At 71.2% G+C, this 25,732-nt stretch carries 17 protein-coding genes; 12 read left to right on the top strand and 5 right to left on the bottom strand.

Annotated elements, in window-relative coordinates:
• Window positions 1–25 precede the first annotated feature (25 nt).
• The 6 genes from ASG30_RS07560 to ASG30_RS07585 all read left to right on the top strand — a co-directional run bounded on the left by ASG30_RS07560 (window position 26) and on the right by ASG30_RS07585 (window position 9,437).
• On the top strand, window positions 26–4,174 hold the full coding sequence (locus ASG30_RS07560; protein WP_055894535.1) for a YhdP family protein: 4,149 nt from the start codon (window positions 26–28) through the stop codon (window positions 4,172–4,174).
• Entirely contained in the window at window positions 4,171–4,980 is an 810-nt protein-coding gene (locus ASG30_RS07565; protein ID WP_055894537.1) for a carbon-nitrogen hydrolase family protein, read from the top strand. The genes ASG30_RS07560 and ASG30_RS07565 overlap by 4 nt, the downstream gene beginning before the upstream one ends.
• Window positions 4,977–7,073, top strand: a complete 2,097-nt coding sequence (locus ASG30_RS07570; RefSeq protein ID WP_055894538.1) for a two-component system sensor histidine kinase NtrB — start codon at window positions 4,977–4,979, stop codon at window positions 7,071–7,073. Before ASG30_RS07565 ends, ASG30_RS07570 begins: the two co-directional genes overlap by 4 nt.
• The gene (locus ASG30_RS07575; RefSeq protein WP_055894540.1) at window positions 7,074–7,712 is read left to right on the top strand and encodes a response regulator transcription factor; all 639 of its coding nucleotides are present in this window, start codon (window positions 7,074–7,076) and stop codon (window positions 7,710–7,712) included.
• Window positions 7,713–7,785: 73 nt separating this feature from the next.
• The gene (gene mltA, locus ASG30_RS07580) at window positions 7,786–9,003 is read left to right on the top strand and encodes an MltA domain-containing protein (RefSeq protein WP_082521950.1); all 1,218 of its coding nucleotides are present in this window, start codon (window positions 7,786–7,788) and stop codon (window positions 9,001–9,003) included.
• Window positions 9,000–9,437 (top strand): hypothetical protein, encoded by a 438-nt coding sequence (locus ASG30_RS07585; protein ID WP_156385456.1) that lies wholly within the window; start codon window positions 9,000–9,002, stop codon window positions 9,435–9,437. The genes mltA and ASG30_RS07585 overlap by 4 nt, the downstream gene beginning before the upstream one ends.
• A gap of 7 nt (window positions 9,438–9,444) precedes the next feature.
• Here the strand turns inward: ASG30_RS07585 and ASG30_RS07590 are convergent, their stop codons facing one another.
• A complete protein-coding gene (locus ASG30_RS07590) occupies window positions 9,445–11,310 on the bottom strand; it encodes a PhoX family protein (protein ID WP_055894545.1) in 1,866 nt (621 codons plus the stop codon).
• Between the two features lie 165 nt (window positions 11,311–11,475).
• Complete coding sequence (locus ASG30_RS07595; RefSeq protein ID WP_055894547.1) at window positions 11,476–11,964, bottom strand: Lrp/AsnC family transcriptional regulator; 489 nt, start codon at window positions 11,962–11,964, stop codon at window positions 11,476–11,478.
• A 117-nt stretch (window positions 11,965–12,081) separates the two neighbouring features.
• Between ASG30_RS07595 and ASG30_RS07600 the strand changes: the two genes are divergently transcribed.
• From ASG30_RS07600 to ASG30_RS07620, 5 genes are all read left to right on the top strand, one after another.
• Window positions 12,082–15,642 carry an indolepyruvate ferredoxin oxidoreductase family protein gene (locus ASG30_RS07600; protein WP_055894548.1) on the top strand — a complete coding sequence of 1,187 codons (3,561 nt, stop codon included), beginning with the start codon at window positions 12,082–12,084 and terminating at the stop codon, window positions 15,640–15,642.
• 162 nt (window positions 15,643–15,804) lie between these two features.
• Window positions 15,805–16,137 (top strand): preprotein translocase subunit YajC, encoded by a 333-nt coding sequence (yajC, locus tag ASG30_RS07605; RefSeq protein ID WP_055894550.1) that lies wholly within the window; start codon window positions 15,805–15,807, stop codon window positions 16,135–16,137.
• A 75-nt stretch (window positions 16,138–16,212) separates the two neighbouring features.
• Window positions 16,213–18,093: a protein translocase subunit SecD gene (gene secD / locus ASG30_RS07610; protein WP_055894552.1), complete on the top strand. Its 1,881-nt coding sequence runs from the start codon at window positions 16,213–16,215 to the stop codon at window positions 18,091–18,093.
• Between the two features lie 15 nt (window positions 18,094–18,108).
• Window positions 18,109–19,059, top strand: coding sequence for a protein translocase subunit SecF (secF, locus tag ASG30_RS07615; protein ID WP_055894553.1), 951 nt, complete (start codon window positions 18,109–18,111; stop codon window positions 19,057–19,059).
• 10 nt (window positions 19,060–19,069) lie between these two features.
• Complete coding sequence (locus ASG30_RS07620; RefSeq protein WP_055894555.1) at window positions 19,070–22,096, top strand: DUF1631 family protein; 3,027 nt, start codon at window positions 19,070–19,072, stop codon at window positions 22,094–22,096.
• Window positions 22,097–22,162: 66 nt separating this feature from the next.
• Here the strand turns inward: ASG30_RS07620 and ASG30_RS07625 are convergent, their stop codons facing one another.
• The 3 genes from ASG30_RS07625 to ASG30_RS07635 all read right to left on the bottom strand — a co-directional run bounded on the left by ASG30_RS07625 (window position 22,163) and on the right by ASG30_RS07635 (window position 25,071).
• Complete coding sequence (locus ASG30_RS07625; RefSeq protein ID WP_055894557.1) at window positions 22,163–22,633, bottom strand: DUF494 domain-containing protein; 471 nt, start codon at window positions 22,631–22,633, stop codon at window positions 22,163–22,165.
• An 88-nt stretch (window positions 22,634–22,721) separates the two neighbouring features.
• The gene (dprA, locus tag ASG30_RS07630; RefSeq protein ID WP_055894559.1) at window positions 22,722–23,840 is read right to left on the bottom strand and encodes a DNA-processing protein DprA; all 1,119 of its coding nucleotides are present in this window, start codon (window positions 23,838–23,840) and stop codon (window positions 22,722–22,724) included.
• 10 nt (window positions 23,841–23,850) lie between these two features.
• A complete protein-coding gene (locus tag ASG30_RS07635) occupies window positions 23,851–25,071 on the bottom strand; it encodes a LysM peptidoglycan-binding domain-containing protein (protein WP_055894828.1) in 1,221 nt (406 codons plus the stop codon).
• A 146-nt stretch (window positions 25,072–25,217) separates the two neighbouring features.
• Between ASG30_RS07635 and def the strand changes: the two genes are divergently transcribed.
• On the top strand, window positions 25,218–25,730 hold the full coding sequence (def, locus tag ASG30_RS07640) for a peptide deformylase (RefSeq protein ID WP_055894560.1): 513 nt from the start codon (window positions 25,218–25,220) through the stop codon (window positions 25,728–25,730).
• Window positions 25,731–25,732 lie beyond the last annotated feature (2 nt).

Below are 25,732 nucleotides of genomic sequence, written 5' to 3' on the forward strand. Positions count from 1 at the left end.
TAATTCCTGCCACCTCGTAGTTTTCATGAACGATTCGCCCCCGCTTCCCTCGGGCCCACTCAAGCTTTACGCCGCCGCCGCGAAGGGTCTTCTGTGGCTGCTGGCCGCCGCCTGGCTGCTGCTGGCGCTCGCCTGGGGGGCGGTGCACGGCTGGATTGTGCCGCGAATCGGTGAGATGCGTCCTACGCTGGAAACCCAGGCCACGCGCCTGCTGGGGGTGCCGGTTCGCATCGGCGCGGTCAGTGCGCGCAGCGAAGGCCTGGTGCCCTCGCTGCAGCTCGAAGGGGTGGTGCTGCTGGATCCGCAGGGCCGCGAGGCCCTGCGGCTGCCGCGGGTGGTGGCGTCGCTCTCGCCGCGCTCGCTGCTGCACCTGGGGTTCGACCAGCTTTACATCGACGGCCCGGTGCTGGACGTGCGCCGCTCGGCCCAGGGCCGGCTGCTGGTCGCGGGGCTGGACCTGTCGCGCGGCGCCGAGGACGACGGCCGCGCCGCCGACTGGTTCTTCCGCCAGGGCGAATTCGTGATCCGCGGCGGCACCGTCCGCTGGACCGACGAGATGCGCGCCGCGCCCCCGCTGCAACTGGAGAAGGTCGACCTGGTCGTGCGCAACACGGCCCGCCGGCACATGCTGCGCCTGGATGCGACGCCGCCGCCCGAATGGGGCGACCGCTTCAGCGTGCAGGGCGTCTTCCGCCAGCCGCTGCTGTCCACCCGCGCCGGCCGCTGGCAGGACTGGGACGGCCAGGTGCATGCGGACTTCCAGCGCGTCGACCTGGGCGAGCTGCGCAAGCATGCCCAGCTGGGGATCGAGGTGCACGGGGGCCATGGCGCCGTGCGCACCTGGCTGGACGTCACCCACGGCCAGTTCACCGGCGGCGTGGTCGACCTGTCCGCGGCCGACGTGTCGACCACCCTGCGCACCGGCCTGCAGCCGCTGGCCCTGGCCACCCTCTCCGGCCGCGTCGGCGGCAGGCGCCTGCCCGGCGGCCTGGAGCTCGACGCGCGCGGGCTGCAGTTCACCACCGCCGAAGGCCAGCGCTGGCCGGCCGGCAACGTGTTCTTCTCCTGGACCGAACCGGATGGCCGCCGCGAGGGCGCGGGCGAGCTGCGCGCCGACCGGTTGGACCTGGGCACGCTGGGCCAGCTGGCCGGCCGCATCCCGCTCGGCCGCGCCACCCATGCGGCGCTGGCGCGGCATGCGCCGCAAGGCGTGGTGCAGAACGTCCAGGCCAGGTGGCAGGGACCGCTGCAGGCGCCCCAGAAGTACCAGGCCCGCGGCCGCGTGGCCGGGCTGCACGTCGCGGCGACGCCGGCGTACGTGGAAGAAGGCCGCACGTTCGCGGCCGTTCCGGGCGTGCGCAATGCGTCGTTCGATTTCGAGCTGAACGAAGGCGGGGGCAAGGCGCGGCTGGCGATCAATGCCGGCGCGCTCGAACTGCCCGGCGTGTTCCAGGACCCGGTGCTGGCCTTCGACCGACTCTCGGGCGACGTGCAGTGGCAGCTGGCCGGCCAGCGCATCTTGCTGAACCTGAACAACCTGAAGTTCGCCAATGCCGACGCGCAGGGCGAAGGCCAGGCGACCTGGCGCACCGGCGACGACCCCGCCCACCGCTTCCCCGGCGTGCTGGACCTGCAGGCCAGCCTGTCCCGCGCCAACGGCGCGCGGGTCTGGCGCTACCTGCCGCTGGGCGTGCCGCAGGAGGCGCGCGACTACGTGCGCGAGTCGGTGCAGCAGGGCGATGTGGGCGAATCGCGCTTTCGCGTGCGCGGCGACCTCAAGGACTTCCCGTTCCCGCAGCGCCAGGGCGAGTTCCACGTCACGGCCCAGGTCCGGAACGTCACCTACGCCTTCGTGCCCCGGCCGGCGACCCGCGGCGCGGCCCAGCACTGGCCGGCGCTCACCCAGCTGGCGGGCAAGCTGGTCTTCGACCGCACCGCCCTGCGGGTGGAGGACGTGACCGGCCGTTTCGCCGGCGCGCCCAACCTGCGGGTCAGGGCTTCCGCGAATGTTCCGGACCTCGCCAACACCGCGGTCGACGTCACGGGTGAGCTGAAGGGGCCGCTGGCCGAGGCGCTGGGCGTGGTCCAGCGCTCGCCCATCGTGGCGTTCACCAACGACGTGCTGGCCCGTGCCACCGCCAACGGCAACGCCGAGGTGAAGCTCAGCCTCGCGCTGCCGATCTCGCAGATCGAGCGCAGCCGGGTGCAGGGCACGGTCACGATGGCCGGCAATGACGTGCAGATCACGCCCGACAGCCCGGCCCTGCAGAAAGCGCGCGGCGTCGTGCAGTTCAGCGAGCGCGGTTTCCAGCTGGTGGGCACCCAGGCGCGCGCGCTGGGCGGCGACATCCGCATCGAGGGCGGCAGCCGGCCCGGTTCCGGCAACGAGCCTTCGGTCGTGCTGCGGGCGCAGGGCACGGCCACGGCCGAAGGGCTGCGGCAGGCGCGCGAGCTCGGCTTCGTGTCCCAGCTCGCCCGCCATGCCACGGGCGCATCGACCTACGCCGCCGTGCTGAGCTTCCGCCGCGGCACGCCCGAGGTGCAGGTGTCCAGCAGCCTGCAGGGCCTGGCGCTGAACCTGCCCGCGCCGCTGTCCAAGGCGGCCGACGTGGCGCTGCCGCTGCGCTACGAGAACGTGCTGCTGGCCGCCGACCCCAGCGGCCCGCTGCACGACCTGCTGCTGGTGGACATGGGCCGGGTCGCGTCCGTCACCTACGTGCGCGATGTCTCCGGCGCCGAGCCCAGGGTGCTGCGTGGGGCCATCGCCATCGGGCTGGGCCAGGGCGAGTCGGCTCCGTTGCCGGAACAGGGCGTCACCGCCAACTTGCGTCTGGGCGCCACCAGCGTGGACGCCTGGGAGCGGGTGCTGGAAACACCGGGCGCCGCAGCGCCGCCCGCTCCTGCAGCTTCTTCGGCTGCCACGGCTGCGGCCCCGCGCCCGGCGGGCCCGTCCGCGTCGCTGGGTTACCTCCCGACCACGATCGCGCTGCGCGCCAAGGAGCTGACGGTCGAAGGCCGCACGCTGCACAACCTGGTGGTGGGCGGCTCGCGCGACGGCCTGCTCTGGCGCGGCAACGTGGACGCCGACGAGCTCAACGGCTACGTCGAGTACCGGCAACCGGCGGGCGCCGGCGCCGGCCGCGTCCATGCGCGCCTGGCGCGGCTGTCCATCGCCGCCGCCGCCGCCAATTCGGTCGAGACGCTGCTGGACGAGCAGCCCGGCAGCATGCCGGCGCTGGACGTGGTGGTGGACGACTTCGAGCTGCGAGGCCGCAAGCTCGGCCGGCTGGAGATCGACGCCATCAACCGGGGCGGTGCCACGGTCGCGCGCGAAGGCGGCATCCGCGAATGGCGGCTCAACAAGCTGGCGCTCGTCACGCCGGAAGGCACCTTGAGCGCCACCGGCAACTGGGCCGCGGTCGACGCGCAGGCGGCCCCGCCGGGCGGCCCGCGTCCGCCGCGCACGCCGCCCGAGCGCCGCCGCACTGTCATGAACTTCCGCCTGGACATCGAGGACGCCGGCCAGCTGCTCAACCGCTTCGGCATGAAGGACGTGGTGCGGCGCGGCCAGGGCCGCATGGAAGGCCAGGTCGCGTGGCTGGGCTCGCCGCTGGGCCTGGACTACCCGTCGATGCAGGGCTACTTCCACGTCGACGTGCAGGGCGGCCAGTTCCTCAAGGCCGACCCGGGCCTGGCCAAGCTGCTGGGCGTGCTGAGCCTGCAGGCGCTGCCGCGCCGGCTGACGCTGGACTTCCGCGACGTGTTCAGCCAGGGCTTCTCGTTCGACTTCGTGCGCGGCGACATCACCATCCAAAGCGGCGTGGCCGCCACCAACAACCTGCAGATGAAGGGCGTCAACGCCGCCGTGCTGATGGAAGGCAAGGCCGACATCGCGCGCGAGACGCAGGACCTGCGGGTGGTGGTGGTGCCGGAGATCAACGCCGGCACCGCGTCGCTGGTGGCCGCGGCCATCAACCCGGCGATCGGGCTGGGCACCTTCCTGGCCCAGGTGTTCCTGCGCGAGCCGCTGGCGCGTGCCGCCACCCAGCAGTTCCAGATCGACGGCACCTGGGCCGACCCGCGCGTGACCAAGCTGCAGCGCCAAGCCCCCGCCGCGCCCGCGGAACCCGCGGGTGCCCGCGCCGCCGTCAGCGAACGGGAGGTCGCACGATGAAGGTCGCCGCCCTGCAGATGGTGTCCACCCCGCGGGTGGAGGACAACCTCGCCGCCGCAGGGCGCCTGGTGGCGCAGGCCGCCGCGCAGGGCTGCGAGCTGGCGGTGCTGCCGGAGTACTTCTGCCTGATGGGCCAGAAGGACACGGACAAGCTGGCGGTGCGCGAGGCGCCGGGACAGGGGCCGATCCAGGCCTTCCTCGCCGCGACCGCGCGCGAGCACGGCCTGTGGCTGGTGGGCGGCACGCTGCCCCTGGTGGCGCGCGACGAGGCCCGCGTGCTCAACACCAGCCTGGCGTTCTCGCCTTCGGGCGAGTGCGTGGCGCGCTACGACAAGATCCACCTGTTCCGCTTCGACAACGGGCGCGACCGCTTCGACGAGGCCCGCACCATCGAGCCGGGACGCGAGCCGGCCGTCTTCACGCTGCGCGCGCGCGACGGCCGCGAGTGGCGCGTCGGGATGTCGATCTGCTACGACCTGCGCTTCCCCGAGCTGTACCGGCGGCTGGGCGCCGACCTGCTGCTGGTGCCCAGCGCCTTCACCTGGACGACCGGCCAGGCGCACTGGGAGGCGCTGCTGCGCGCCCGCGCCATCGAGAACCTGGCCTACGTGCTGGCGCCCGCGCAGGGCGGCACGCACGAGAACGGCCGGCGCACCTGGGGCCACAGCCTGGCCTGCGATCCCTGGGGCCAGCTGCTGGCCGTGCGCGACGAGGACGGCGAAGGCCTGGTGGTGGCCGACCTCGATGCCACCCGCTTGGCCGACGTGCGCCGCCAGCTGCCCGCGCTGGAGCACCGGGTGCTATGAGCCCGCGCGCGGCGGCAGGCAAACCGCGCACCCCCACTGTTGCGCGGGCGCCCGGCCAGCGCTGGCCGCTCTGGGGCTCGCTGATCGCGCTGGTGGCCACGCTGCTGGTCACCCTGGTCTGGCTGGCGGGCCGCTACGAGGCCAGCCAGCTGCAGTCGCGCCTGGAGCGGGACACGGCCGAGGCCATCGCCGACATCCGCACCGCGCTCACCCGCAACCTGCAGTCGCTGCAGGCGCTGCAGTCCATGCACGCCACGCCGGCGTCGCTGCCGACCTGGTCCCACGACGCGCAGCGCCTGCTGCATGAAAGGCGCGAGATGCTGCGCCTGGAGTGGCGCGACGGCCAGATGGGCCTGCTGGCGGTCGCCGACACGCCCTACCGCCCCCCGGTGTTCGCGCGGATGGGACGCTCCAATGCGCACCCGGACGTCACGCTGGCCTGCGCCGCCGCCCGCCGCCTGAGCACGCCGGCCTACGCCACCAGCTACTTCCTGCCGCAACCCGACGGCCTGGGCATGGAGGTGATGGAGCTGTGCCTGCCGCAGGTCAGCGGCGGCACGCACAACGGCTACCTGGTGGCCACCTACGCGCTGGGCGAGGTGCTGGCCCTGGTGGCGCCGGAGCTGGCGCGCGGCCAGGAGATCTCGTTCACCGAGGCCGACGGCACCCGGCTGGCGCTGCACGGCGGCACCCGGCGCGGCGGCCGCGTGTTCAGCGCGCAGCAGCTGCTGGACCTGCCGGGCAACACGCTGGTGCTGCGCATGGACAGCTGGCGCAGCGCGCCCGACCTCTTTCCCAACGTGCTCACGGCGCTGGTCACGGCGATGTCGATCGCCCTGCTGTCGGTGCTGTTCCTGCTGGGCAAGGACATGCGGCGACGCCAGGAAGTCGAGAAGGACCTGGCCGAGGCCCTGGCCTTCCGCAAGGCGATGGAGGATTCGCTGGTGACCGGGCTGCGCGCGCGCGACCTGGCCGGGCGCATCACCTACGTGAACCCGGCGTTCTGCGAGATGGTGGGCTTCACCCCCGAGGAGCTGCTGGGCAACAGCACGCCGGCGCCCTACTGGCCGCCCGAGCTGGCCGGCGAGTACCAGAAGCGGCAGGAGATCCGGCTGGCCGGCGGCCACGCGCCGCCGCGCGAAGGCTTCGAGTCGGTCTTCATGCGCAAGGACGGCTCGCGCTTCCCGGTGCTGATCATCGAGGCGCCGCTGATCAACGCCCAGGGCATGCAGACCGGCTGGATGAGCGCCTTCCTGGACATCAGCGAGCAGCGCCGGGTCGAGGAGCTCTCGCGCGCCAGCCAGGAGCGCCTGCAGGCCTCGGCGCGCCTGGCCACCGTGGGCGAGATGGCCTCGCTGCTCAGCCACGAGCTCAACCAGCCGCTGGCCGCCATCTCCAGCTACGCGACCGGTTCGCTCAACCTGCTGGACGCCCGCGCGGGGCTGCCCGGCACCGAACCGGCCGACCTGCAGCTGGCGCTGCAGCGCATCGCCCAGCAGGCCGAGCGCGCCGGCCGCGTGATCAAGAGCGTGCACGACTTCGTGCGGCGGCGCGTCAAGGCGCGCGAGCCGGTGCGGCCCGAGTCGCTGATCGAGGCGGTGCTCCCGCTGGTCAGCCTGCAGGCGCGCAAGCTGCGGGTGCGGGTGGAGACGCGCGTGTCGCCCTCGCTGCCAGCGGTGGTGTGCGACCGCACCATGGTCGAACAGGTGCTGCTCAACCTGGCCCGCAATGCCATGCAGGCGATGGACGAGGCCCGCGTGGCCAGCCCCTCGCTGGTGATCCAGGTGCGGCGCGCCGGAAGCGAGGTCGGCCCGGGCAAGGGCTGGCTGGAGTTCTCGGTGGCGGACCAGGGCCCGGGCATCCCGCCCGAGGTGCGCGAGCAGCTCTTCACGCCGTTCTTCACCACCAAGGCCGAAGGCATGGGGCTGGGCCTCTCGCTGTGCCGCACGGTGGTGGAGCAGCACGGCGGCTTCCTGGCGTTCGAGCCCAACCGTCCGCGCGGTACGATCTTCCGCTTCACCCTGCCGACCGACGGTGCCGCCCCGGCCGCGCCGTCGCAGCCCGCGCCGCAGGGCGCCACCACCACCGCCTGAATGCAACCCGCCAAGGACGCCACCGTCTTCATCGTCGACGACGACGAGGGCGTGCGCGAGGCGCTGGCCTGGCTGTTGCGCTCGCGCCACCTGGCCAGCGAGCGCTTCGCCACCGCCGAGGAATTCGAGGAGAAGCTGGCCGCCGGCTTCGCGCCGGCCCAGCCCTGCTGCCTGCTGCTGGACGTGCGCATGCCGGGCCTGAGCGGCCTGGCGCTGTTCGAGCGCATCGCCGCGCGCGGGCTGGTGCAGGGGCTGCCGGTGATCTTCCTGACCGGCCACGCCGACGTCCCCACCGCGGTGGACATGGTCAAGCGCGGCGCGTTCGACTTCTGCGAGAAGCCGTTCTCCGACAACGCGCTGGTGGACCGGATCGAACAGGCGCTGCAGCAGTCGGCCCGCGTGCTGGCGCAGCAGCGCGAGCGCGACCGGCTGGCGGCGCGCGTGGCCGACCTGACCGAGCGCGAGCGCGACGTGATGCAGCTGGTGGCGCGGGGCCTGCCGAACAAGCTGATCGCCGACCAGCTGGCCATCAGCGTGCGCACGGTGGAAGTCCACCGCGCCCGCGTGTTCGACAAGATGGAAGTGAAGTCGGCGGTCGAGCTGGCCAACGTGCTGCGCGACGTCGCGGCCGCGACATAGGCGCCGGTCCTAGCCCTTGGGCGGGGCGTCGTCGTCGCCGGAAGGCGGCTCGCCGCGCGGGCGGCCGGAGAACATGGTCCACCACACGATGAGCACCAGCACGGCCAGGGCGAGCAGGGCTTCCAGCAGAATCAGCAGCATGGCAAGTTTGTTGTGGACCAGGTTCTCGGGAGTCGCCGCGATTGTAGGAATGCTGGCGGGCTGCGCATCCGTGCCGCTGCCGGAGACGGCCCCCGACGAGGTGGCGCCGCCCGTCGCGGCACCGGCTCCCCGGCCCGACGCGCCCTCCCCCGGAACGCCGCTGGTGCAGGGCAAGAGCCGCTGGCAGCCGGTGGCCTGGAGCGAGCTGCCGGGCTTCGACGACGACGCGCTGCACGAGGCCTGGAACGCGTGGCTGCGCAGCTGCGAGCGCCCCGGACCCGCTTTCGCGGCGCTCTGCCCGCAGGTGCGCCAGCTCTCGATCGCCGGTCCCGCCGAGCAGCGCGAGTGGATGCGCCGGCGCCTGCAGCCTTATCGGGTCGAGCCGTTGCAAGGGCCGGTCGAAGGCCTGCTCACCGCCTACTACGAGCCGCTGCTGGACGCCTCGCGCGAGCCGACCGCGCGCCACACGGTGCCGCTGTACCGGCCGCCGGCCGGGCTGGGCAGCCGCAAGCCCTGGTTCAGCCGCCAGGAGATCGACACCCTGCCCGAGGCCCGGGCGCAGCTGCGCGGACGCGAGATCGCATGGCTGGCCGACCCGCTCGATGCGCTGGTGCTGCAGATCCAGGGCTCGGGGAGGGTGCGCGTCGCCGAGCGCGACGGCTCACAGCGCCTGGTGCGGCTGGCCTACGCCGGCAGCAACGACCACCCGTACCGCAGCGTGGGCGGCTGGCTGCTGCAGCAGGGCGCGATCCGCGATGCGTCCTGGCCCGGCATCAAGGCCTGGGCGCGCGACAACCCGGCCCGGCTGCAGGAGATGCTCTGGAGCAACCCGCGCACCGTGTTCTTCCGCGAAGAGCCGCTGGGCGACCTGGACGCCGCCTTCGGTCCGCGCGGCGCGCAGGGCGTCGCGCTCACGCCGGGCCGCTCGATCGCGGTCGACAAGGAAAGCATCCCGTACGGCACGCCCGTCTGGCTGGCCTCGAGCGGGCCGACGCTGCAGCTGCAGCGGCTGGTGCTCGCGCAGGACACCGGAAGCGCCATCGTGGGCGCGGTGCGCGCGGACTATTTCATCGGCTGGGGCGCCGAGGCCGGCGAACTGGCCGGGCGGCTGAAGCAGCCGTTGCGCATGTGGGTGCTGTGGCCGCGATGAGCGCTCGGAAGCAACTGCTCGCGTTGGCGTCGGCGATGCTGCTCGCCGGTTGCGCTGCGGTGCCGGCGCCTTCGGCCCCGCCCGCCGCGCCCTCCCCGCCGCCCGTGCTGGTGCCGTGGCCTGCGCCGGTCCCTGCAGCCCCCGAACCCGCGGTCACCACGCCGCCGCCGGCGCGGGCATCCGCGAACGGCCGGGCCTACGCCTGCCAGGACGGCAGCACTTTCCGCGTGCTCGAGCAGAACGACTTCATCGTGATCGAGGGCCTGCCCGGCGGCCCGCACCGCCTGGCGCGCGACGCCGGCGGCTTCACCCCGCAGCACAGCGTGTGGAGCAGCGCCCAGCTGCGCGCCGAGTTCGGACTGGGCAACGACCCCAAGGCCGCCGCCCTGATCCACACCCTGCCGCCGGCCACCGTGCGCTGCGCGGCGGGCTGAACCGGCCTCAGGCGCCCACCGGCTTGCCGTCGGTGCGCCGCACGACGATGGTGGACGAGCGCGGCGGCAGGCTGTTGCCCTGCACGTTCGACGGCCAGTTGCCGCTCGGGTGCTGGATGTTGATGAAGAAGGTCTTGAGGTCCGGCGTGTAGGTCAGGCCGGTGATCTCGCAGCCGTTGGGGCCGACCAGGAAGCGCCGCGACGCCTTGGTGGCCGGGTCCACGGAGTACATCGAGTTGTTGCCGAAGGTGTTTGTGGTCGCGGCGCTGGTCGACGCGTCGGTCTGCACCCACAGGCGGCCCTGCGGGTCGACGCCGATGCCGTCCGGGCTGGAGAAGGTGTCGCCGTGGATGTCGCCCTTGAGGTTGGCGGCCGTCAGGCGCGGGTCGCCGGCCAGCAGGAACATCTCCCACTTGAAGCGGGTCGCCTTGACGGTGTCGCCGTCCTCGGTCCAGCGCAGGATGTGGCCGTGCGGGTTGCTGGCGCGCGGGTTGGCGGCATCGGTGACGACGCGCGTGCCGTTGTTGGTGAAGGTGCAGTAGATCCGGCGGTCGGGGCCCACCGAGACCCACTCCGGGCGGTCCATCAGCGTCGCGCCGGCCACGCGCGCGGCAGCCTTGGTGTTCACCAGGACGTCGGCCTGCGTGTTGAAGTCGATCGTCACCGGCGCCGGTGGGATGGCCGACTGCGTGAAGTTGCCCGGATCCTGCGCGCCGGCCACCAGGCCGCTCCGGCCCTGGGTCAGCTCGATCCACTGGCCGGTGCCGTCGGCATTGAACCTGGCCGCGTACAGCGTGCCGCTGTCGAGCAGGTTGCGGTTGGCCGCGCGGTCGGCGGGGTTGTACCTGGCCGAGGGGACGAACTTGTAGACGCAGCCCGGCGTGCCGTCGTCGCCCATGTAGACCGCCATGCCGTTGTCGGCGTCCAGCATGTAGTCGGTGTTCTCGTGGTCGAAGCGGCCCAGGGCGGTGCGCTTGGTCGCGGCGAACGTGCCTTGCGGGTCGATCTCCACCACCCAGCCGTAGCCCGCTTCGGGCTGCGTCGGGTCCAGGTAGTTGTCGGTGGTCTCCTCGCAGGTCAGGTAGGTGCCCCAGGGCGTCTTGCCGCTGGCGCAGTTGTTCAGGGTGCCGACGACGGTGGCGCCCACCGCGGCGGCGGCCGGGCCGCCCACGGCGTACGTGGAGTTGCCAGAGTAGCGCTTGTTGTACGGCGAGCCCTGCTTCACGGCCCACTGGCCGCCGGCCTGCGCCACCTCGACCACGGACACGCCGACCGAGGACAGGGCGATCGCCTTCTGTTCCGCGGTGGCGGTGGCGGCGTCGTAGGTGCCGCTGGCGAACAGCACGCGCAGGTCGGGCGCCTCGTGGTTGATCGCCAGCAGGCCGCCCTGGTTGGGGTCCACGCCGGGGAGCGGGAAGAAGTGCATGCCGTCGTGGTTGCCGCCCGCGACCTGCTCGTAGCCGGCGGCGTCGAGGAACGTGCCGGTGAACGGCGCGGCGCCCGCGACCACGGCGTCGCCGGCCGCGAACAGCACTTCGGCCGTGTAGCCCTCGGGGACATAGACCTGGTCGCCCACGGTCGCCGGGATGCCCTTGAAGCTCACGGCGTAGTTCACCGCATCCAGGGTCTGGCCCGGGGTGGTGACGGGGGCCGCGACGGCATCGCTGCTGCCGCCGCCGCCGCCGCCGCCGCAGGCGGCCAGCAGCGGGCTGCCGAAAGCGGCGGCCAGCGCCGCGCCGAAGCCACCGCGCAGCAGGGTGCGGCGCGGCAGTGCGGCCTGGCGCAGCACGTCTTCCATCATCTGGCCGGGCACGTCCGGCAGGGCCTTGCGGGCGCGCGATTCGGCGCGGTAGTCGTCAGTCAGGTGGGACATCGATTCGTTCCTTGCAGTACTCGGTGTTGTGCTGGGTCAGCGGCCGAGAGCGTAGGAACGGGCGATGAAGAATTGATGACTCGGGAATGCCCGAGCGCGGTGGCATGCCACCGCGGTGGTTTCACACTCCGGTCATCGCCGCGTGATGTCGCGGCGGACATGGGATCAGGGCGCGGGTTCCGCGCCCAGGTGCCCCAGCGGCAGGCTGCTGCTGGCCTTGACCTCGCCCAGCGAGAAGCTGGTGTGGATGTCCTTCACGTTGGGCAGGTTGATCAGCACCTTGCGCGCGAACTGCGAAAAGGCGTCCAGGTCGCTGGACACGACCTGCAGCTCGAAGGTGCCCGCGCCGCTGATGTAGTGGCAGGACACGATCTCGGGGATGCGGCGGATCGCCTCCTCCATCTCGCGCGTGCGCTCGCCCGTGTTGCGGTCCGCGTCCAGCCGCACGAAGGCCAGCACGCCCAGCCCGATCCTGTGGCGGTCGATCTCGGCGTGGTAGCCCTTGATGTAGCCGGCCTCCTCCAGCGCGCGCACCCGCCGCCAGCAGGGCGCGGCCGAGAGGCCCACGCGCTGGGCCAGTTCGGCGTTGGTCAGGCGCGCGTCGGCCTGCAGCTCTAGCAGGATGCGCAGGTCGAACTTGTCGAGTCTTTCCATGATTGGGCGATTTGAGAGCAATCCTTTCTCATCCTAGCCCGATCCGGGCATCAAAAGCAAAGACATATCTGGGCTGGTTGCATACACTTTGCTGCTTAGCCCCGGAGACAAGCCAAAGTGAACGCCCCCCTGCCCGAACACATCCGCAAGGCGCTCGAGACCGTCACGCTCGACGACAAGTACTCCCTCGATTACGGGCGTGCCTTTATGAGTGGCGTGCAGGCCCTGGTCAAGCTGCCCATGCTGCAGCGCCAGCGCGATGCCCTGGTGGGCAAGAACACCGCCGGCTTCATCAGCGGCTACCGCGGTTCGCCCCTGGGCGGCTACGACCAGGCGCTGTGGAAGGCCAAGAAGTACCTGCAGGCGCAGAACGTGGTGTTCCAGCCGGGCGTGAACGAGGAACTGGCCGCCACCGCCCTCTGGGGCACGCAGCAGCTCGGGTTCGCGCCCCGGGACCAGCAGAAGTTCGACGGCGTGTTCGGCATCTGGTACGGCAAGGGCCCGGGCGTGGACCGCTGCTCCGACGTCTTCAAGCACGCCAACATGGCCGGCACCACGCCCTGGGGCGGCGTCATCGCGGTGGCGGGCGACGACCACGTGGCCAAGAGCTCCACGGCGGCCCACCAGAGCGACCACATCTTCAAGGCCTGCGGACTGCCGGTGTTCTTCCCGACCACGGTGCAGGAGATCCTGGACCTGGGCGTGCACGCCTTCGCCATGAGCCGTTACGCCGGCGTGTGGACCGGCATGAAGACCATCCAGGAGATCGTCGAATCCAGCGCCACCGCCATGATCGACCCCGAGCGGGTGCAGGTGGTGCTGCCGCAGGACTTCGCCATGCCGCCCGGCGGCGTGCACATCCGCTGGCCGGACCACGCGCTGGAGCAGGAGGCGCGCCTGTTCGACTACAAGTGGTATGCCGCGCTGGCGTACGTGCGGGCCAACCGCCTGAACTACAACGTGATCGAGGGGCCGAACGACCGCTTCGGCATCATCGCCAGCGGCAAGGCCTACAACGACACCCGCCAGGCGCTGGCCGACCTGGGGCTGGACGACGAGACCTGCCGCCGCCTGGGCATCCGCCTGCACAAGGTGACGGTGGTGTGGCCGCTGGAGGCGCAGATCACGCGCGAGTTCGCCGCCGGCCTGCGCGAGATCCTGGTGGTGGAGGAAAAGCGCCAGGTCATCGAATACCAGCTGAAGGAAGAGCTGTACAACTGGCGCGCCGACGTGCGGCCCACGGTGGTGGGCAAGTTCGACGAGGCCGACGGCGACTTCAACGGCGGCGAATGGTCCCGCCCCAACCCCACCGCCAACACGCTGCTGCGCGCCAACGCCGACCTGTCGCCGGCCCTGATCGCGCGTGCCATCGCCCGGCGGCTGCGCAAGCAGGGCCTGGACGCCGACACGCTGGCGCGCATCGACGCGCAGCTGGCCATCCTGGAGGCCAAGGAGCGCTCGATGCAGGTGCTGGAGGTCAAGGCCGACCGCCAGCCCTGGTTCTGCTCCGGCTGCCCGCACAACACGTCCACCGTGGTGCCGGAAGGCTCGCGCGCGATGGCCGGCATCGGCTGCCACTTCATGGCCACCTGGATGGACCGCGCCACCGTCGGCTTCACCCAGATGGGCGGCGAAGGCGTGCCCTGGGTCGGCCAGGCGCCCTTCACCGGCGAGAAGCACGTGTTCGCCAACCTGGGCGACGGCACCTACTTCCACAGCGGCCTGCTGGCGATCCGCCAGTCGATCGCCTCGGGCGTGAACATCACCTACAAGCTGCTGTACAACGACGCGGTCGCGATGACCGGCGGCCAGCAGGTGGGCGAGCGGCCCGAGGGCCATTCCGTGCTGCAGATCGCGCAGAGCCTGGTGGCCGAGGGCGTGCGCAAGCTGGTGGTGGTGACCGACGAGCCCGAAAAGTACACGGTGGCCAAGCTCCCGCCCGGCGTGGCCGTGGAGCACCGCGACCAGCTCGATCGCATCCAGCGCGAGTTCCGCGAGCTCGAGGGCACCACGGGCATCATCTACGACCAGACCTGCGCCACCGAGAAGCGCCGCCGCCGCAAGCGCGGCACCCTGGTCGACCCGGCGGTGCGCGTGGTCATCAACGACCTGGTGTGCGAAGGCTGCGGCGACTGCGGCGTGCAGAGCAACTGCCTGTCGGTCGAGCCGCTGGAGACCGAGTTCGGCCGCAAGCGCACCATCAACCAGAGCACCTGCAACAAGGACACCAGCTGCCTGAAGGGCTTCTGCCCGAGCTTCGTCACCGTCGAAGGCGGCAAGCTCAAGGGCAAGGCGAAGTCCAAGGCGGCCGCGCCCGCGGCATGGGACGAGCTGCCCGAACCGACGCTGCCCGAACTGCAGGGCGCCTACGGCATCGTGGTCGCCGGCGTCGGCGGCACGGGCGTGATCACCATCGGCCAGCTGCTGGGGATGGCCGGTCACATCGAGGGCAAGGGCATCGTCACCCAGGACGCAGCCGGCCTGGCGCAAAAGGGAGGCGCGACCTGGAGCCACGTGCTGATCGGCCGCAGCCCGGACGAGATCCACACCACCCGGGTGGGCATGGCGGCCGCCGACCTGATCATCGGCTGCGACCCCATCGTGGTGGCCGGCAAGGAGACGGTGCTGCGCATGCGCGAGGGCCGCACCCACGTCGCGCTCAACTCGCACAGCTCGCCGACGGCGGCCTTCGTGAAGAACGCCGGCTGGGCCAATCCCGCCGAGGCCTGCACGGCCGAGATCGCCAAGGCCGTGGGCGTGCAGGGCGTCGGCGCGTTCAACGCCGATGCCGCGGCCACCCGCCTGATGGGCGACAGCCTGTACGCCAACCCGATGCTGCTCGGCTACGCCTGGCAGAAGGGCTGGGTCCCGCTGGGCCTGGAGTCGCTGGTGCGGGCCATCGAGCTCAACGCCGTGGCGGTCGACAACAACAAGGCCGCCTTCGAATGGGGCCGCCGCGCCGCGCACGACCCGGTGCGCTTCGAGAAGGAGCTCATGCCGGCCCAGGTGATCGAGCTGAAGAAGCGCGAAACCCTGGACAGCCTGGTGGCCCGCCGCGTGGAGTTCCTCACCGCCTACCAGAACGCCGCCTATGCCCGCGAGTACCAGGCCTTCGTCGAGAAGGTCCGCGCGGCCGAGGCCCCGCTGGGCAAGACGAGCCTGGCCGAGACGGTGGCGCGCTACCTGTTCAAGCTGATGGCGTACAAGGACGAATACGAGGTCGCCCGCCTGCACACGGAGACCGGCTTCCAGGAGCGCATCGCCGCCATGTTCGAGGGCGACTACAAGGTCAACTACCACCTGGCGCCGCCGCTGCTGGCCAGGCGCAACGAGAAGGGCGAGCTGGTCAAGCGCAAGTACGGCCCGGCCATGGGCGTCGGCTTCAAGCTGCTGGCCAGGCTGCGCGGCCTGCGGGGCACGGCGCTCGACCCGTTCGCCCGCACCGAGGAGCGCCGCACCGAGCGGGCGCTGATCGGCGAGTACCGCCGCAGCGTCGAGCAGGTGCTGGCGGGCCTGGCGGCGGGCAACCATGCGCTGGCCCTGGAGATCGCCGCGATCCCGGAGCAGATCAAGGGGTATGGCCACGTGAAGGACCGCAACCTGGCGGCAGCGCGCCAGCGCTGGGACATGCTGATGCAGCGCTGGCAGCAGCCGGCGCCGGCCCGCCAGGCCGCCTGAGCCCGTCGCGCCCGGCCGATCCCCCTTCCGGCCGAGTCCCGCTGAAGAGGTCCTGCGGCGGGCGCGCCTTACAATCCCGTGCTTGCGCGCCCGGCCGCAGCCCTCGGGCTGCGCGGCGGCGCGTGAACCACAAGCCACCCCGTTTTTCGCGCTGGAGCCACCGTGTTCATTTCCTCCGCTTTCGCCCAGACCGCCCCGGCCGCCGCCGGCGGCGGCGACATGCAGTCCACCCTGATGAGCATGCTGCCCCTGGTGCTGATGTTCGTCGTGCTGTATTTCGTGATGATCCGCCCGCAGATGAAGCGGCAGAAGGAGCACCGCGCCATGATCGAGGCGCTGGCCAAGGGCGACGAGGTCGCCACCGCCGGCGGCGTGCTGGGCCGGGTCACCCGCCTGGGCGAGACCTACATCGGCGTGGAAGTCGCCAACGGCGTGGAGATCCAGGTCCAGCGCAGCGCGGTGGTCCAGGTGCTGCCCAAGGGCACCCTCAAATAAGGTCTTCCAGCGCCCCGCGTTGGGCGTCGAGCGGGAACTGTCCGCGCGCTGAACGCTCCATCGGCAACGCTCAACATGAATAGATACCCGCTCTGGAAGTACGCGATCCTCGTGGTCGCCCTGGTGGTGGGGGTGCTCTACACCCTTCCGAACTTCTTCGGCGAGGCGCCTGCGGTGCAGGTTTCCTCGGCCAAGTCCACCGTCAAGATCGACGCCACCACGCAGGCGCGGGTGGAACAGGCGCTGTCCGCCGCCGGCCTGCGGCCGGAGGCGATCACGCTCGATCCCAACTCGGTCAAGGTGCGCCTGGAGAGCACCGACGCCCAGCTGCAGGCGCGCGACGCGATCCAGCGGGCGCTGGTGCCCAACCCGGACGACGCGCCCTACGTGGTCGCGCTGAACCTGCTGTCCAACACGCCCGGCTGGCTCTCCGCCATCGGCGCGGCGCCCATGTACCTGGGCCTGGACCTGCGCGGCGGCGTGCACTTCATGCTGCAGGTGGACATGCAGGCGGCCCTGACCAAGCGGGCCGAATCCCTCACCGGCGACCTGCGCACGCAGCTGCGCGAGGCCAACGTGCGGCACGCCGGCATCAACCGAAACGTCCAGCAGGTGGAGATCCGCCTGCGCGACTCGCAGAGCCTGGCCGGCGCGCAGCGGGTGATCCGCGAGCAGTTCGCCGACCTGCAGACGGTCGAACAGGCCGAGGGCACCGAGTACAAGCTGGTCGCCACGCTGCGGCCCGAGGCCGCCCGCCGGGTGCAGGAGCAGGCGCTGCGGCAGAACATCGTCACGCTGCACAACCGCATCAACGAGCTGGGCGTCGCCGAGCCGGTGATCCAGCAGCAGGGCCTGGACCGCATCGTGGTGCAGCTGCCCGGCGTGCAGGACACCGGGCGCGCCAAGGCCATCCTGGGCCGCACCGCCACGCTGGAGATGCGCCTGGTCGACGAGAGCGCCGAGGCGCGCGGCGCCGAACTGGGCACCGGGCCGGTGCCGTTCGGTTCGGAGCGCTACCTCGAGCGCGACGGCCGGGCGGTGATCGTCAAGAAGCAGGTGATCCTCACCGGAGACAGCCTGACCGACGCCCAGCCGGGCTTCGACCAGCAGACCCAGCAGCCCAAGGTCGACCTGACGGTGGACGCCAAGGGCGGCCGCATCATGCGCGACGTCAGCCGCGAGAACCTGAAGAAGCGCATGGCCATCCTGCTCTTCGAGAAGGGCAAGGGCGAGGTGCTGACCGCGCCGGTGATCCAGGGCGAGCTGGGCACCCGCTTCCAGATCTCCGGCTCGATGTCCGTCAACGAGGCCAACGACCTGGCGCTGCTGCTGCGCGCCGGCTCGCTGGCGGCGCCGATGGAGATCATCGAGGAGCTGACCATCGGTCCCAGCCTGGGCGCCGAGAACATCGCCAAGGGCTTCCACAGCGTGGCCTGGGGCTTCGGCGCCATCGTGGCCTTCATGGCCGTGTACTACATGCTGTTCGGGCTGATCTCCGGGCTGGCCCTGGCCGTCAACCTGTTGCTGCTGGTGGCGGTGCTGTCCATGCTGCAGGCCACGCTCACCCTGCCGGGCATGGCGGCCATGGCGCTGGCGCTGGGCATGGCGATCGACTCCAACGTCCTGATCAACGAGCGGGTGCGCGAGGAGCTGCGCAGCGGCGCGGCGCCGCAGGCGGCCATCCACGCGGGCTACGACCGCGCGTGGGCGACCATCCTGGACTCCAACGTCACCACGCTGATCGCCGGCCTCGCGCTGCTGGCCTTCGGTTCGGGGCCGGTGCGCGGGTTCGCAGTGGTCCACTGCATCGGCATCCTGACCTCGATGTTCTCGGCGGTGTTCTTCTCGCGCGGCCTGGTGAACCTCTGGTACGGCCGCAAGAAGAAGCTCAAGTCCGTCTCGATCGGCACCGTCTGGCGTCCCGGCGCCGACCAAGCTATAACCAAGCCGGAGTGAGGCAGGGCCCCAAGAATGGAATTCTTCAAGATCCGGCGCGACATCCCGTTCATGAAGAACGCGCTGGTGTTCAACGTGATCTCGTTCCTCACGTTCGCCGCGGCGGTGTTCTTCCTGGTGACCCGGGGGCTGCACCTGTCGGTGGAGTTCACCGGCGGCACCGTGATGCAGGTCAGCTATGCCCAGGCGGCCGACGTGGAGGGCATCCGCAAGACCGTCGCCAACCTGGGCTACTCCGACGTCCAGGTGCAGAACTTCGGCACCGCCCGCGACGTGATGATCCGGCTGCCGCCCCAGAAGGGTGTGAGTTCGGCGCAACAGAGCGACAAGGTGCTGGCGACGCTGAAGCAGACCGATCCTTCGGTCTCGCTGCGGCGCACCGAATTCGTCGGGCCCCAGGTGGGCGAAGAACTCGCCACCGACGGCTTGAAGGCGCTAGCCATGGTGGTGATCGGGATCATGATCTACCTGGCCTTCCGCTTCGAGTGGAAGTTCGCGGTGGCGGCCATCATCGCCAACCTGCACGACGTGATCATCATCCTGGGCTTCTTCGCCTACTTCCAGTGGGAGTTCTCGCTGGCGGTGCTGGCGGCGGTGCTGGCGGTGCTGGGCTACTCGGTCAACGAGTCGGTGGTGATCTTCGACCGGATCCGCGAGAACTTCCGCCGCTACCGAAAGATGAACACGGTGGAGATCATCGACAACGCGATCACCTCCACCATCAGCCGCACCATCATCACCCACGGCTCCACCCAGATCATGGTGCTGTCGATGCTGCTGTTCGGCGGCCCCACGCTGTTCTATTTCGCGCTGGCGCTGACGATCGGCATCTGCTTCGGCATCTATTCCTCGGTCTTCGTGGCCGCCGCCATCGCCATGTGGCTGGGCGTCAAGCGCGAGGACCTGGTCAAGACGGGCTCGCGCAAGGAAGACCCGAACGACCCCAACTCGGGGGCGGTGGTCTGAACGCCTGCCCGTGAGCGCGCCCCAGCCCCCCTCCCAGGCCGCGATCGCGCGACAGGCGCGCGAGCATTTCGTCGCGCAGATCGAGGGCGTGCTGCAGCCGCTGGGCGAAGCCATCCGCGCCCGGCTGTTCGAGCTGGTGGACAGCGCCACCAGCAGCCGGGACTCGCAGGAGCGCCGCGATGCGATGCTGGACTTCGACCGCCAGCGGCGCGCCTGGCAGGAAGGCACGGCCAAGGCCTGGCGCAAGGCCATGGTGCCGCCCACCGCCACGGCCCGCGTGCGGATGGAGGCGGTCAACCTCTCGCTGATCGGCGACGAGGTGGTGGAAAACAGGATCCTGGCGTCGCGAGTCGCGCTTTCGGTGCTGGAGAAGGCCACCTGGGAGCTCAACGACCTGAAGGCGCGCATGCAGCACCTGGAAGGCGCGGAGCTGGCCGGCCCCGACGTGCTGCGCGTGGAGTCCGTGACGCAGCTCATGATCGAGCAGTGGGGCGCCAACGGGCTGCAGCGGCAGGTCTGGGCCATGGTGCAGGACGTGATCGCCAGGCACATGGTCGAGAAGATGGTCGCGGCCTACCACTCGACCAACAAGTTCCTCGTCGAGCGCGGCGTGCTGCCGGACATCGACCTCAGCTCGCGCGTCAAGCGCGGCGTGTCCGCGGCGCAGCCGCGGCGGCCTGAGGCCCCGGCGAACGCAGGCGGGGGCGGTGGCGGACCCGGAGGTGGTTCGGCCGGCGGTAGCGGCGGCGGAGGCGGTGGTCAAGGCAGCGGCTTCGGCGGCGGCGGGCCCTCCACCGGCGGCTACGGTGGCGGCGGTTACGGCTCCACGGGCGGCCATTCGAGTGCCGGGGGCGGCTACGCCGGCGGCAGCAGCGGCTTCGGACCCGGCGGTGCCGGTCCATTCGGGGGCGGCGGTGGCGGCGGGGGCGGCGGGGGCGGTGGCGGTGGCGGTGGCGGTGGCGCTTCCGGGCCCGGCGGATTCGGCGGGCCCGGCACCGGCAACTCCGGCCCGGGCGGCTGGGGCGGCGGTGGGGGCGGCAGCGGCAGCGGCGGTGGGGCTGGCGGTTTCTCCGATGGAGCCGGTTCATCTTCCGGCGGCGGGAGTGGAGGCGGTTCCGGTGGCGGGAGTGGGGGCGGCTTCGGTAGCGGCGGCTCCGGTGGCGGCGCAGGTCAACGTGGTCCGGGTGGCGGTGGCGCGGAAGCCTTCGGCCCAGGCGGCGGCGGTGGTGGTTACGGCGGCGGTTCCGGCGGACCCGGCGGCGCATCCGGCGGTGGCTCCTGGGGTGGCGCAGGTGCCGGATCAGGCGGCGGTGCGGCCGGAAGTGGCGGCGCGGCCGGAGGTGGCGGAGGTGGAGGCGGCGGCAACGGCGGCTATGCCGGCGCGGGCTCCCCCGATTCCGGCGGCTCTCGCGGATCGTCCCCGGCGCGTGGCAACGCGGCAGGCGCTCCGTCCAACTACGGCGCGCAGACGCGCGGCCTGGGCGGCGGCGTGGCCGACGAGACACGCCTGATGACGTCCAGCACCCCGCTGGCACGTGCCCGCATGCGGGCCACCGGCGTGATCGGCCAGCTCAAGCGGCTGCTCACCGAGAAGGTCGGTTTCGATCCGAACCAGGCCGCGGCCCCGCCCTCGCCGGCGCTGGCCGAGGCGATGAGCCGGCACGTCACCCAGATCCAGACCCAGGTGCAGACCGAAGTCGGCGGCGACACCGCCGGCGAGGTGGTGGTCTACGACGACGCGGCGGTCGAGCGGGCCGCGGTCGACCTGCGCCAGCGCACCGGCGAGCTCAAGAAAAAGGCCGCCACCAGCAGCGAGAAGGCCACCATCGAGATCGTGGCGCTGATGTTCCAGAGCATCCTGTCCGAGGAACGTATCCCGGCCGCTGTGCGGGTGTGGTTTGCGCGCCTGCAGATGCCCGTGCTGCGGGTGGCGCTGGCCGAGCCCGAGTTCTTCGGCACGCTCCAGCACCCGGCCCGCCAGCTGATCGACCGCATGGGGTCGTGCGTGCTGGGCTTCAACGCCGCGGCGATCAACGGCAGCGCGCTGGAGATCGAGATCAAGCGCGTGGTGCAGGTGATCGAGCAGTACCCGGAGACCGGCCGGCGCGTGTTCCAGCTGGTGTACGACGAGTTCCAGAAATTCCTCTCCAAGTACCTCACCGAGAAGGGCGACACCCAGCGCCTGGTGAGTGTCGCGCAGCAGGTCGAGCAGAAGGAGACGATGGCGATCCAGTACACCATCGAACTTCGCAAGATGCTCAGCGACATCCCCGTCAGCGACGTGATCCGCGAGTTCCTGTTCAAGGTCTGGGCCGAGGTGCTGGCGGTGGCCGCGGTCAAGCACGGGCCGCAGCATGCCGAGACGGTGATGCTGAAGAAGTCGGCGGCCGACCTGGTGTGGTCGGCCAGCGCCAAGCCCAACCGGGTGGAGCGCGCGAAGGTGATCCAGGAGCTGCCCGCGCTGCTGGAGCGGCTGCGCAAGGGCATGACGCTGATGGGCCTGCAGGGCGCAGACCAGGAGAACCACATCAAGGTCATCGGCGACACGCTCGCCGACGCCTTCATGTCCAAGACGGAATCCATCCCGCAGCAGCAGATCGATGCCATCGGCAAGCGGCTGGAGAACCTCGAAGACTTCATCGCCGACGATCCTTCCGTCGAGCTGGAGCTGGACCAGGAGGCGCTGGAGATGATGCTGGGCATCGACGCCTCCATGATCGAGGTGGTGACCGACGGCGGCTCCAAGCCCAGCGACGCCATGCTGGCCTGGGCGGCCGAGCTGCAGCAGGGCAACTGGTTCACGCTGGACCACAACGGCAAGGTGCACCAGGTGCAGTACGTCTGGTGCAGCCAGCGCGGCCAGCTGCATCTGTTGGCCTCGTCGGAAGGCCGCAGCTTCCTGATCCAGCTGCGTCGACTCGCCTCCTACCTGCAGGCCGGGCTGCTGCTGCCCGCCGAAGAGGAAGCGCTCACCGTGCGCGCCACCCGCGAAGCACTGGCCAAGCTGGACGCGAACCCGGAACGCCTGCTGGCCTGAGCGCTTTCGGCGCCCGGAAAACAAAGGCCCGCATCGCGGGCCTTTTGCTTGCTGGGGGTGGGCTCTTTAGTGGGCCAGGCGCCCCGCGGTGTCGTCGCACAGTTCATCGAGGACCAGCGCATCGGGCTCGCGGCCCATGCTCCAGTAGACCATCAGCACGATGATCTTCAGGTCGTCGATCGACACCGGGTCGCCGGGCGCGGCCATCGCGCGGTCCAGCACGATCTCTCGCATCGCCGGGGGCATGACGCCGGCCGATTCGAGGAAGCTCACGAAGCCCAGGCACTGCGCGCCCAGGTGGTCCTGTTCGGCCACCGAATAGACCCGCATGCTGTCGGGCGAGGGCGCCGCCGGCGGGGGATCGGGGAGCTGGGTGCTCTGGGCCGCGAAGTTCAGGCCGTCGAGCCAGGCGAGCGCCTGCTGGATCTCTTCGGCCTCGAAGCCCTGGGCACTGAGCTTGCGACCCAACTGGTGCAGTTCGGGGCATGCATCCCCGCGCCAGTAGTTCTCATAAACAAACACCAGCACTTCAAACATGCAGGGCAATATAGCCCAGAACCGGTGCGCATTTGGGGACGATTTTCGGCGCCGTGTTGCGCTTGCGCGTCGTGAAGCGCTGCGGCCTTCAACCGCGTTCGAGGCGCTGGAACAGTCCGCCGGGCAGGCGGGCGACGTGGCCCTCGAGCTCCATCTCCAGCAACTGCGCCTGCAGGTCGGCAGCCGACGTGCCGGTGCGCGCGATCAGGGCATCGAGCCCCACGGGGTCGTGGCCCAGCGCCTGCAACAGGGAAGTCTCCTTGACTGGGGCAGCAGGGACCGCCGCCAGACGAGGGTGGTGAGCGCGCGTTGCTGGCGCCAGTTCCTCCAGCACGTCCTGCGCCGTCTCCACCAGCTTGGCGCCCTGCCGCAGCAGCTCATGGCAGCCGCGCGCCTGCGGCGAGTGGATGGAGCCCGGCACGGCGAAGACCTCGCGGCCCTGCTCCGCGGCCATCCGCGCCGTGATCAGCGAGCCGGAGCGAACCGCCGCCTCGACCACCAGCGTGCCCTGGCCCAGCGCCGCGATGATTCGGTTGCGCTGCGGGAAGTTCTCGGACAGGGGCGGCGTGCCCAGGGGGTACTCGGAGACGATCAAGCCCTGCCCCGTGATGCGGTGGGCCAGGTCCCGGTGCTGGCTCGGGTACACGCGGTCCAGCCCGGTGCCGACCACGGCGATGGTCGCGATTTGCCCCGGCGGCGAACCTTCCAGCGCGCCCTCGTGCGCCGCGGCGTCGATGCCCAGCGCCATGCCCGAAACCACCGTCCAGCCAGCCTGCGCGAAGGTGCGCCCGAACTGCTGGGCGTTGGCCCGCCCCTGCGGTGTCGGATTGCGGCTGCCGACGATGGCGATCGCCTGCGGCCATTGCACCTTCGCAACGCCCTGGACGTACAGCATCAGCGGCGGGTCTTCGGTCTGCAGCAGCGCCTGGGGATAGGCGGGGTCGGCCAGGGTGAGCAGCCGGCGCGAGCCATCGCTGTCTTGCTGCAGCCAGTCCCAGGTGACGTCGACTTGGGCGGCCCAGCCGTCCGGCTCGGCTCGCAGGGCCTGGACCTGGGCGGGCCCCGCCACCGTGGCGAGCGCTTCCGGGTCCTGCGCGAAGACCTGCTGCGGCAGCCCGAAGGCAGCGAGCAGGCGCCGCGCGCTGCCGCGGCCCACGCCCGGCGTCAGCGCCAGGCGCAGCCAGGCGGCCAGCTCGTCGCGCTCCATGGCGCGGGGATCAGCGCGGGTTGACGACGCGGTCGCCGACCTTCACGCCCTCGGGGGTCTCCAGGATCAGGGCGTAGGAAAGCCGCTCGAACGGGCGGAACACCATCATCAGGCCGTTGCGCTCGTCGGGCAGCTTGATCTGGGTGCGCTCGCCGGGCTGCGAGCGGTCGACGAGGCTCGCCCCGGCCTTCTGGATGGCCAGCACGTGGCCGGCGGTCAGGCCGTCGGCCGTGCCCTTGTTGATGACCACCACCTGGTTCTGGCCGGCCAGCGCGACGGCATCGCCGTACATCGAGACCACCATCGCGCCTTCGACCGGGCCTTCCGGCGCGCGCGGCGTGTAGCTCACGAGCTGGCGGCCGGGTTCGGGCATCAGCCGGTCGCCCACGCGCATCTCGCTGCGCGCGGAGACCACGTCGAGCGTGGCCGGCACTGCCGTGGCGCGCGTCTCGCCGCCGGAGGTGAGCACGGTTTCGCTGCCCTCCCCGCGCACGAGCAGCGCCTTGCCCAGGTACTGCGCTTCATAGCCCAGCACCGCCTTGGTGATGGGATGCCGCAGCGGCGTGGCGGTGCGGAAGACGCGGAATTCCTCGCTGGGCCCGGTGGCGCGCGTGGCCAGTTGCGTGCCGTCGCTGCCGCGGGCGTAGATGCGGTCGCCCCGGGTGATCAGCACCCGCGCGTCGGGCGCCGCCACGATGCGCGGGGCGAGCTCGAGGGTGTTGCCTTCCAGGATCACCGGCTCGGCCAGGAAGGGCTCGATCAGGTGGCTCTGCAGCGTGGGCAGGGCGCCGTCGGCCAGCGCCTGGACGCGCACCCGCGGCGAGACGCGGATGGTCTCGGTGGGCACCTGGCCGCCCTGCGCCACCCGCAGGCGGGCGCGGTCGCCGAGCTTCTCCAGCACGAGCTGCTGGCCGGGGTAGATGCGGTGCGGGTTGCGCACGTCGTCCATGTTCATGCCCCACAGCTCGGGCCAGCGCCACGGACTGTTGAGGTACATGCGGGAGATGGCCCACAGCGTGTCGCCGGACTTGACGGTGTAGGTGTCGGGCGCGTTGGGCGCGAGCTCGCTCAGCGGCACGCCGGCCTGGGCCACCTGCTCGGCCGTCGAGCGCTGCGCCGGCGAGACCGGCTGGGCGGCGGCGGGCAGCGCGGCCAGCACGGTGACGGCCAGCAGGGCCACGAGCCCCAGGGCGAACGGCGGGACGACGGCCACGGCCTCACGTTGCTTCATCATGAGCACTCTCCTCCTCGTAACGGAACTTGACAATCCACTGTCGATTCTGCGTTCAAGCCCTTGATTGGGCAACGTTTATGGCCACGCCCATCGGCCGCCATCCGCAAAAGTGGCGAAAATAGCGACAGCCTTCACCGTTCGCCATGGCCCTTCTCCCCATTCTTTGCTATCCCGACCCGCGCCTTCACACCGTCGCCAAGCCGGTGCAGGCGGCGGACGCCCGCATCCGCCAGCTGGTGGCCGACATGCTCGAAACCATGTACGACGCCAACGGCATCGGACTGGCCGCGACCCAGGTCGACGTGCACGAGCGCGTCGTGGTGATCGACACCTCGGAAGAGCGCGACCAGCCGATGGTGCTCATCAACCCGGAGATCGTCTGGGCCAGCGAGGACAAGCAGCTGAATGACGAAGGCTGCCTGTCGGTTCCCGGCATCTACGACGGCGTCGAGCGCTCCACCGCCGTGCGGGTGACGGCGCTGGACGAACACGGCCAATCGCGCACGATCGAAGCCGAAGGCCTGCTGTCCGTGTGCATCCAGCACGAGATGGACCATCTGCTGGGCAAGGTGTTCGTCGAATACCTCTCGCCGCTCAAGCGCAACCGCATCAAGACCAAGATGCTGAAGTCGCGCCGCGACCCGGTGCGCGCCTGAGG

It is taken from the genome of Ramlibacter sp. Leaf400 (assembly GCF_001424545.1).
Classification (GTDB): Bacteria; Pseudomonadota; Gammaproteobacteria; order Burkholderiales; family Burkholderiaceae_C; genus Ramlibacter.

What these genes read in the sequence shown, in the direction of transcription:
- secF (WP_055894553.1), top strand. Translation starts at nt 18,109, where the DNA reads ATGGAATTCTTCAAGATCCGGCGCGACATCCCGTTCATGAAGAACGCG.
- ASG30_RS07595 (WP_055894547.1), bottom strand. Translation starts at nt 11,964, where the DNA reads ATGGAAAGACTCGACAAGTTCGACCTGCGCATCCTGCTAGAGCTGCAG.
- ASG30_RS07585 (WP_156385456.1), top strand. Translation starts at nt 9,000, where the DNA reads ATGAGCGCTCGGAAGCAACTGCTCGCGTTGGCGTCGGCGATGCTGCTC.
- ASG30_RS07635 (WP_055894828.1), bottom strand. Translation starts at nt 25,071, where the DNA reads ATGAAGCAACGTGAGGCCGTGGCCGTCGTCCCGCCGTTCGCCCTGGGG.
- mltA (WP_082521950.1), top strand. Translation starts at nt 7,786, where the DNA reads ATGGTCCACCACACGATGAGCACCAGCACGGCCAGGGCGAGCAGGGCT.
- dprA (WP_055894559.1), bottom strand. Translation starts at nt 23,840, where the DNA reads ATGGAGCGCGACGAGCTGGCCGCCTGGCTGCGCCTGGCGCTGACGCCG.
- ASG30_RS07575 (WP_055894540.1), top strand. Translation starts at nt 7,074, where the DNA reads ATGCAACCCGCCAAGGACGCCACCGTCTTCATCGTCGACGACGACGAG.
- ASG30_RS07570 (WP_055894538.1), top strand. Translation starts at nt 4,977, where the DNA reads ATGAGCCCGCGCGCGGCGGCAGGCAAACCGCGCACCCCCACTGTTGCG.
- ASG30_RS07625 (WP_055894557.1), bottom strand. Translation starts at nt 22,633, where the DNA reads ATGTTTGAAGTGCTGGTGTTTGTTTATGAGAACTACTGGCGCGGGGAT.
- ASG30_RS07560 (WP_055894535.1), top strand. Translation starts at nt 26, where the DNA reads ATGAACGATTCGCCCCCGCTTCCCTCGGGCCCACTCAAGCTTTACGCC.
- def (WP_055894560.1), top strand. Translation starts at nt 25,218, where the DNA reads ATGGCCCTTCTCCCCATTCTTTGCTATCCCGACCCGCGCCTTCACACC.
- ASG30_RS07565 (WP_055894537.1), top strand. Translation starts at nt 4,171, where the DNA reads ATGAAGGTCGCCGCCCTGCAGATGGTGTCCACCCCGCGGGTGGAGGAC.
- ASG30_RS07590 (WP_055894545.1), bottom strand. Translation starts at nt 11,310, where the DNA reads ATGTCCCACCTGACTGACGACTACCGCGCCGAATCGCGCGCCCGCAAG.
- secD (WP_055894552.1), top strand. Translation starts at nt 16,213, where the DNA reads ATGAATAGATACCCGCTCTGGAAGTACGCGATCCTCGTGGTCGCCCTG.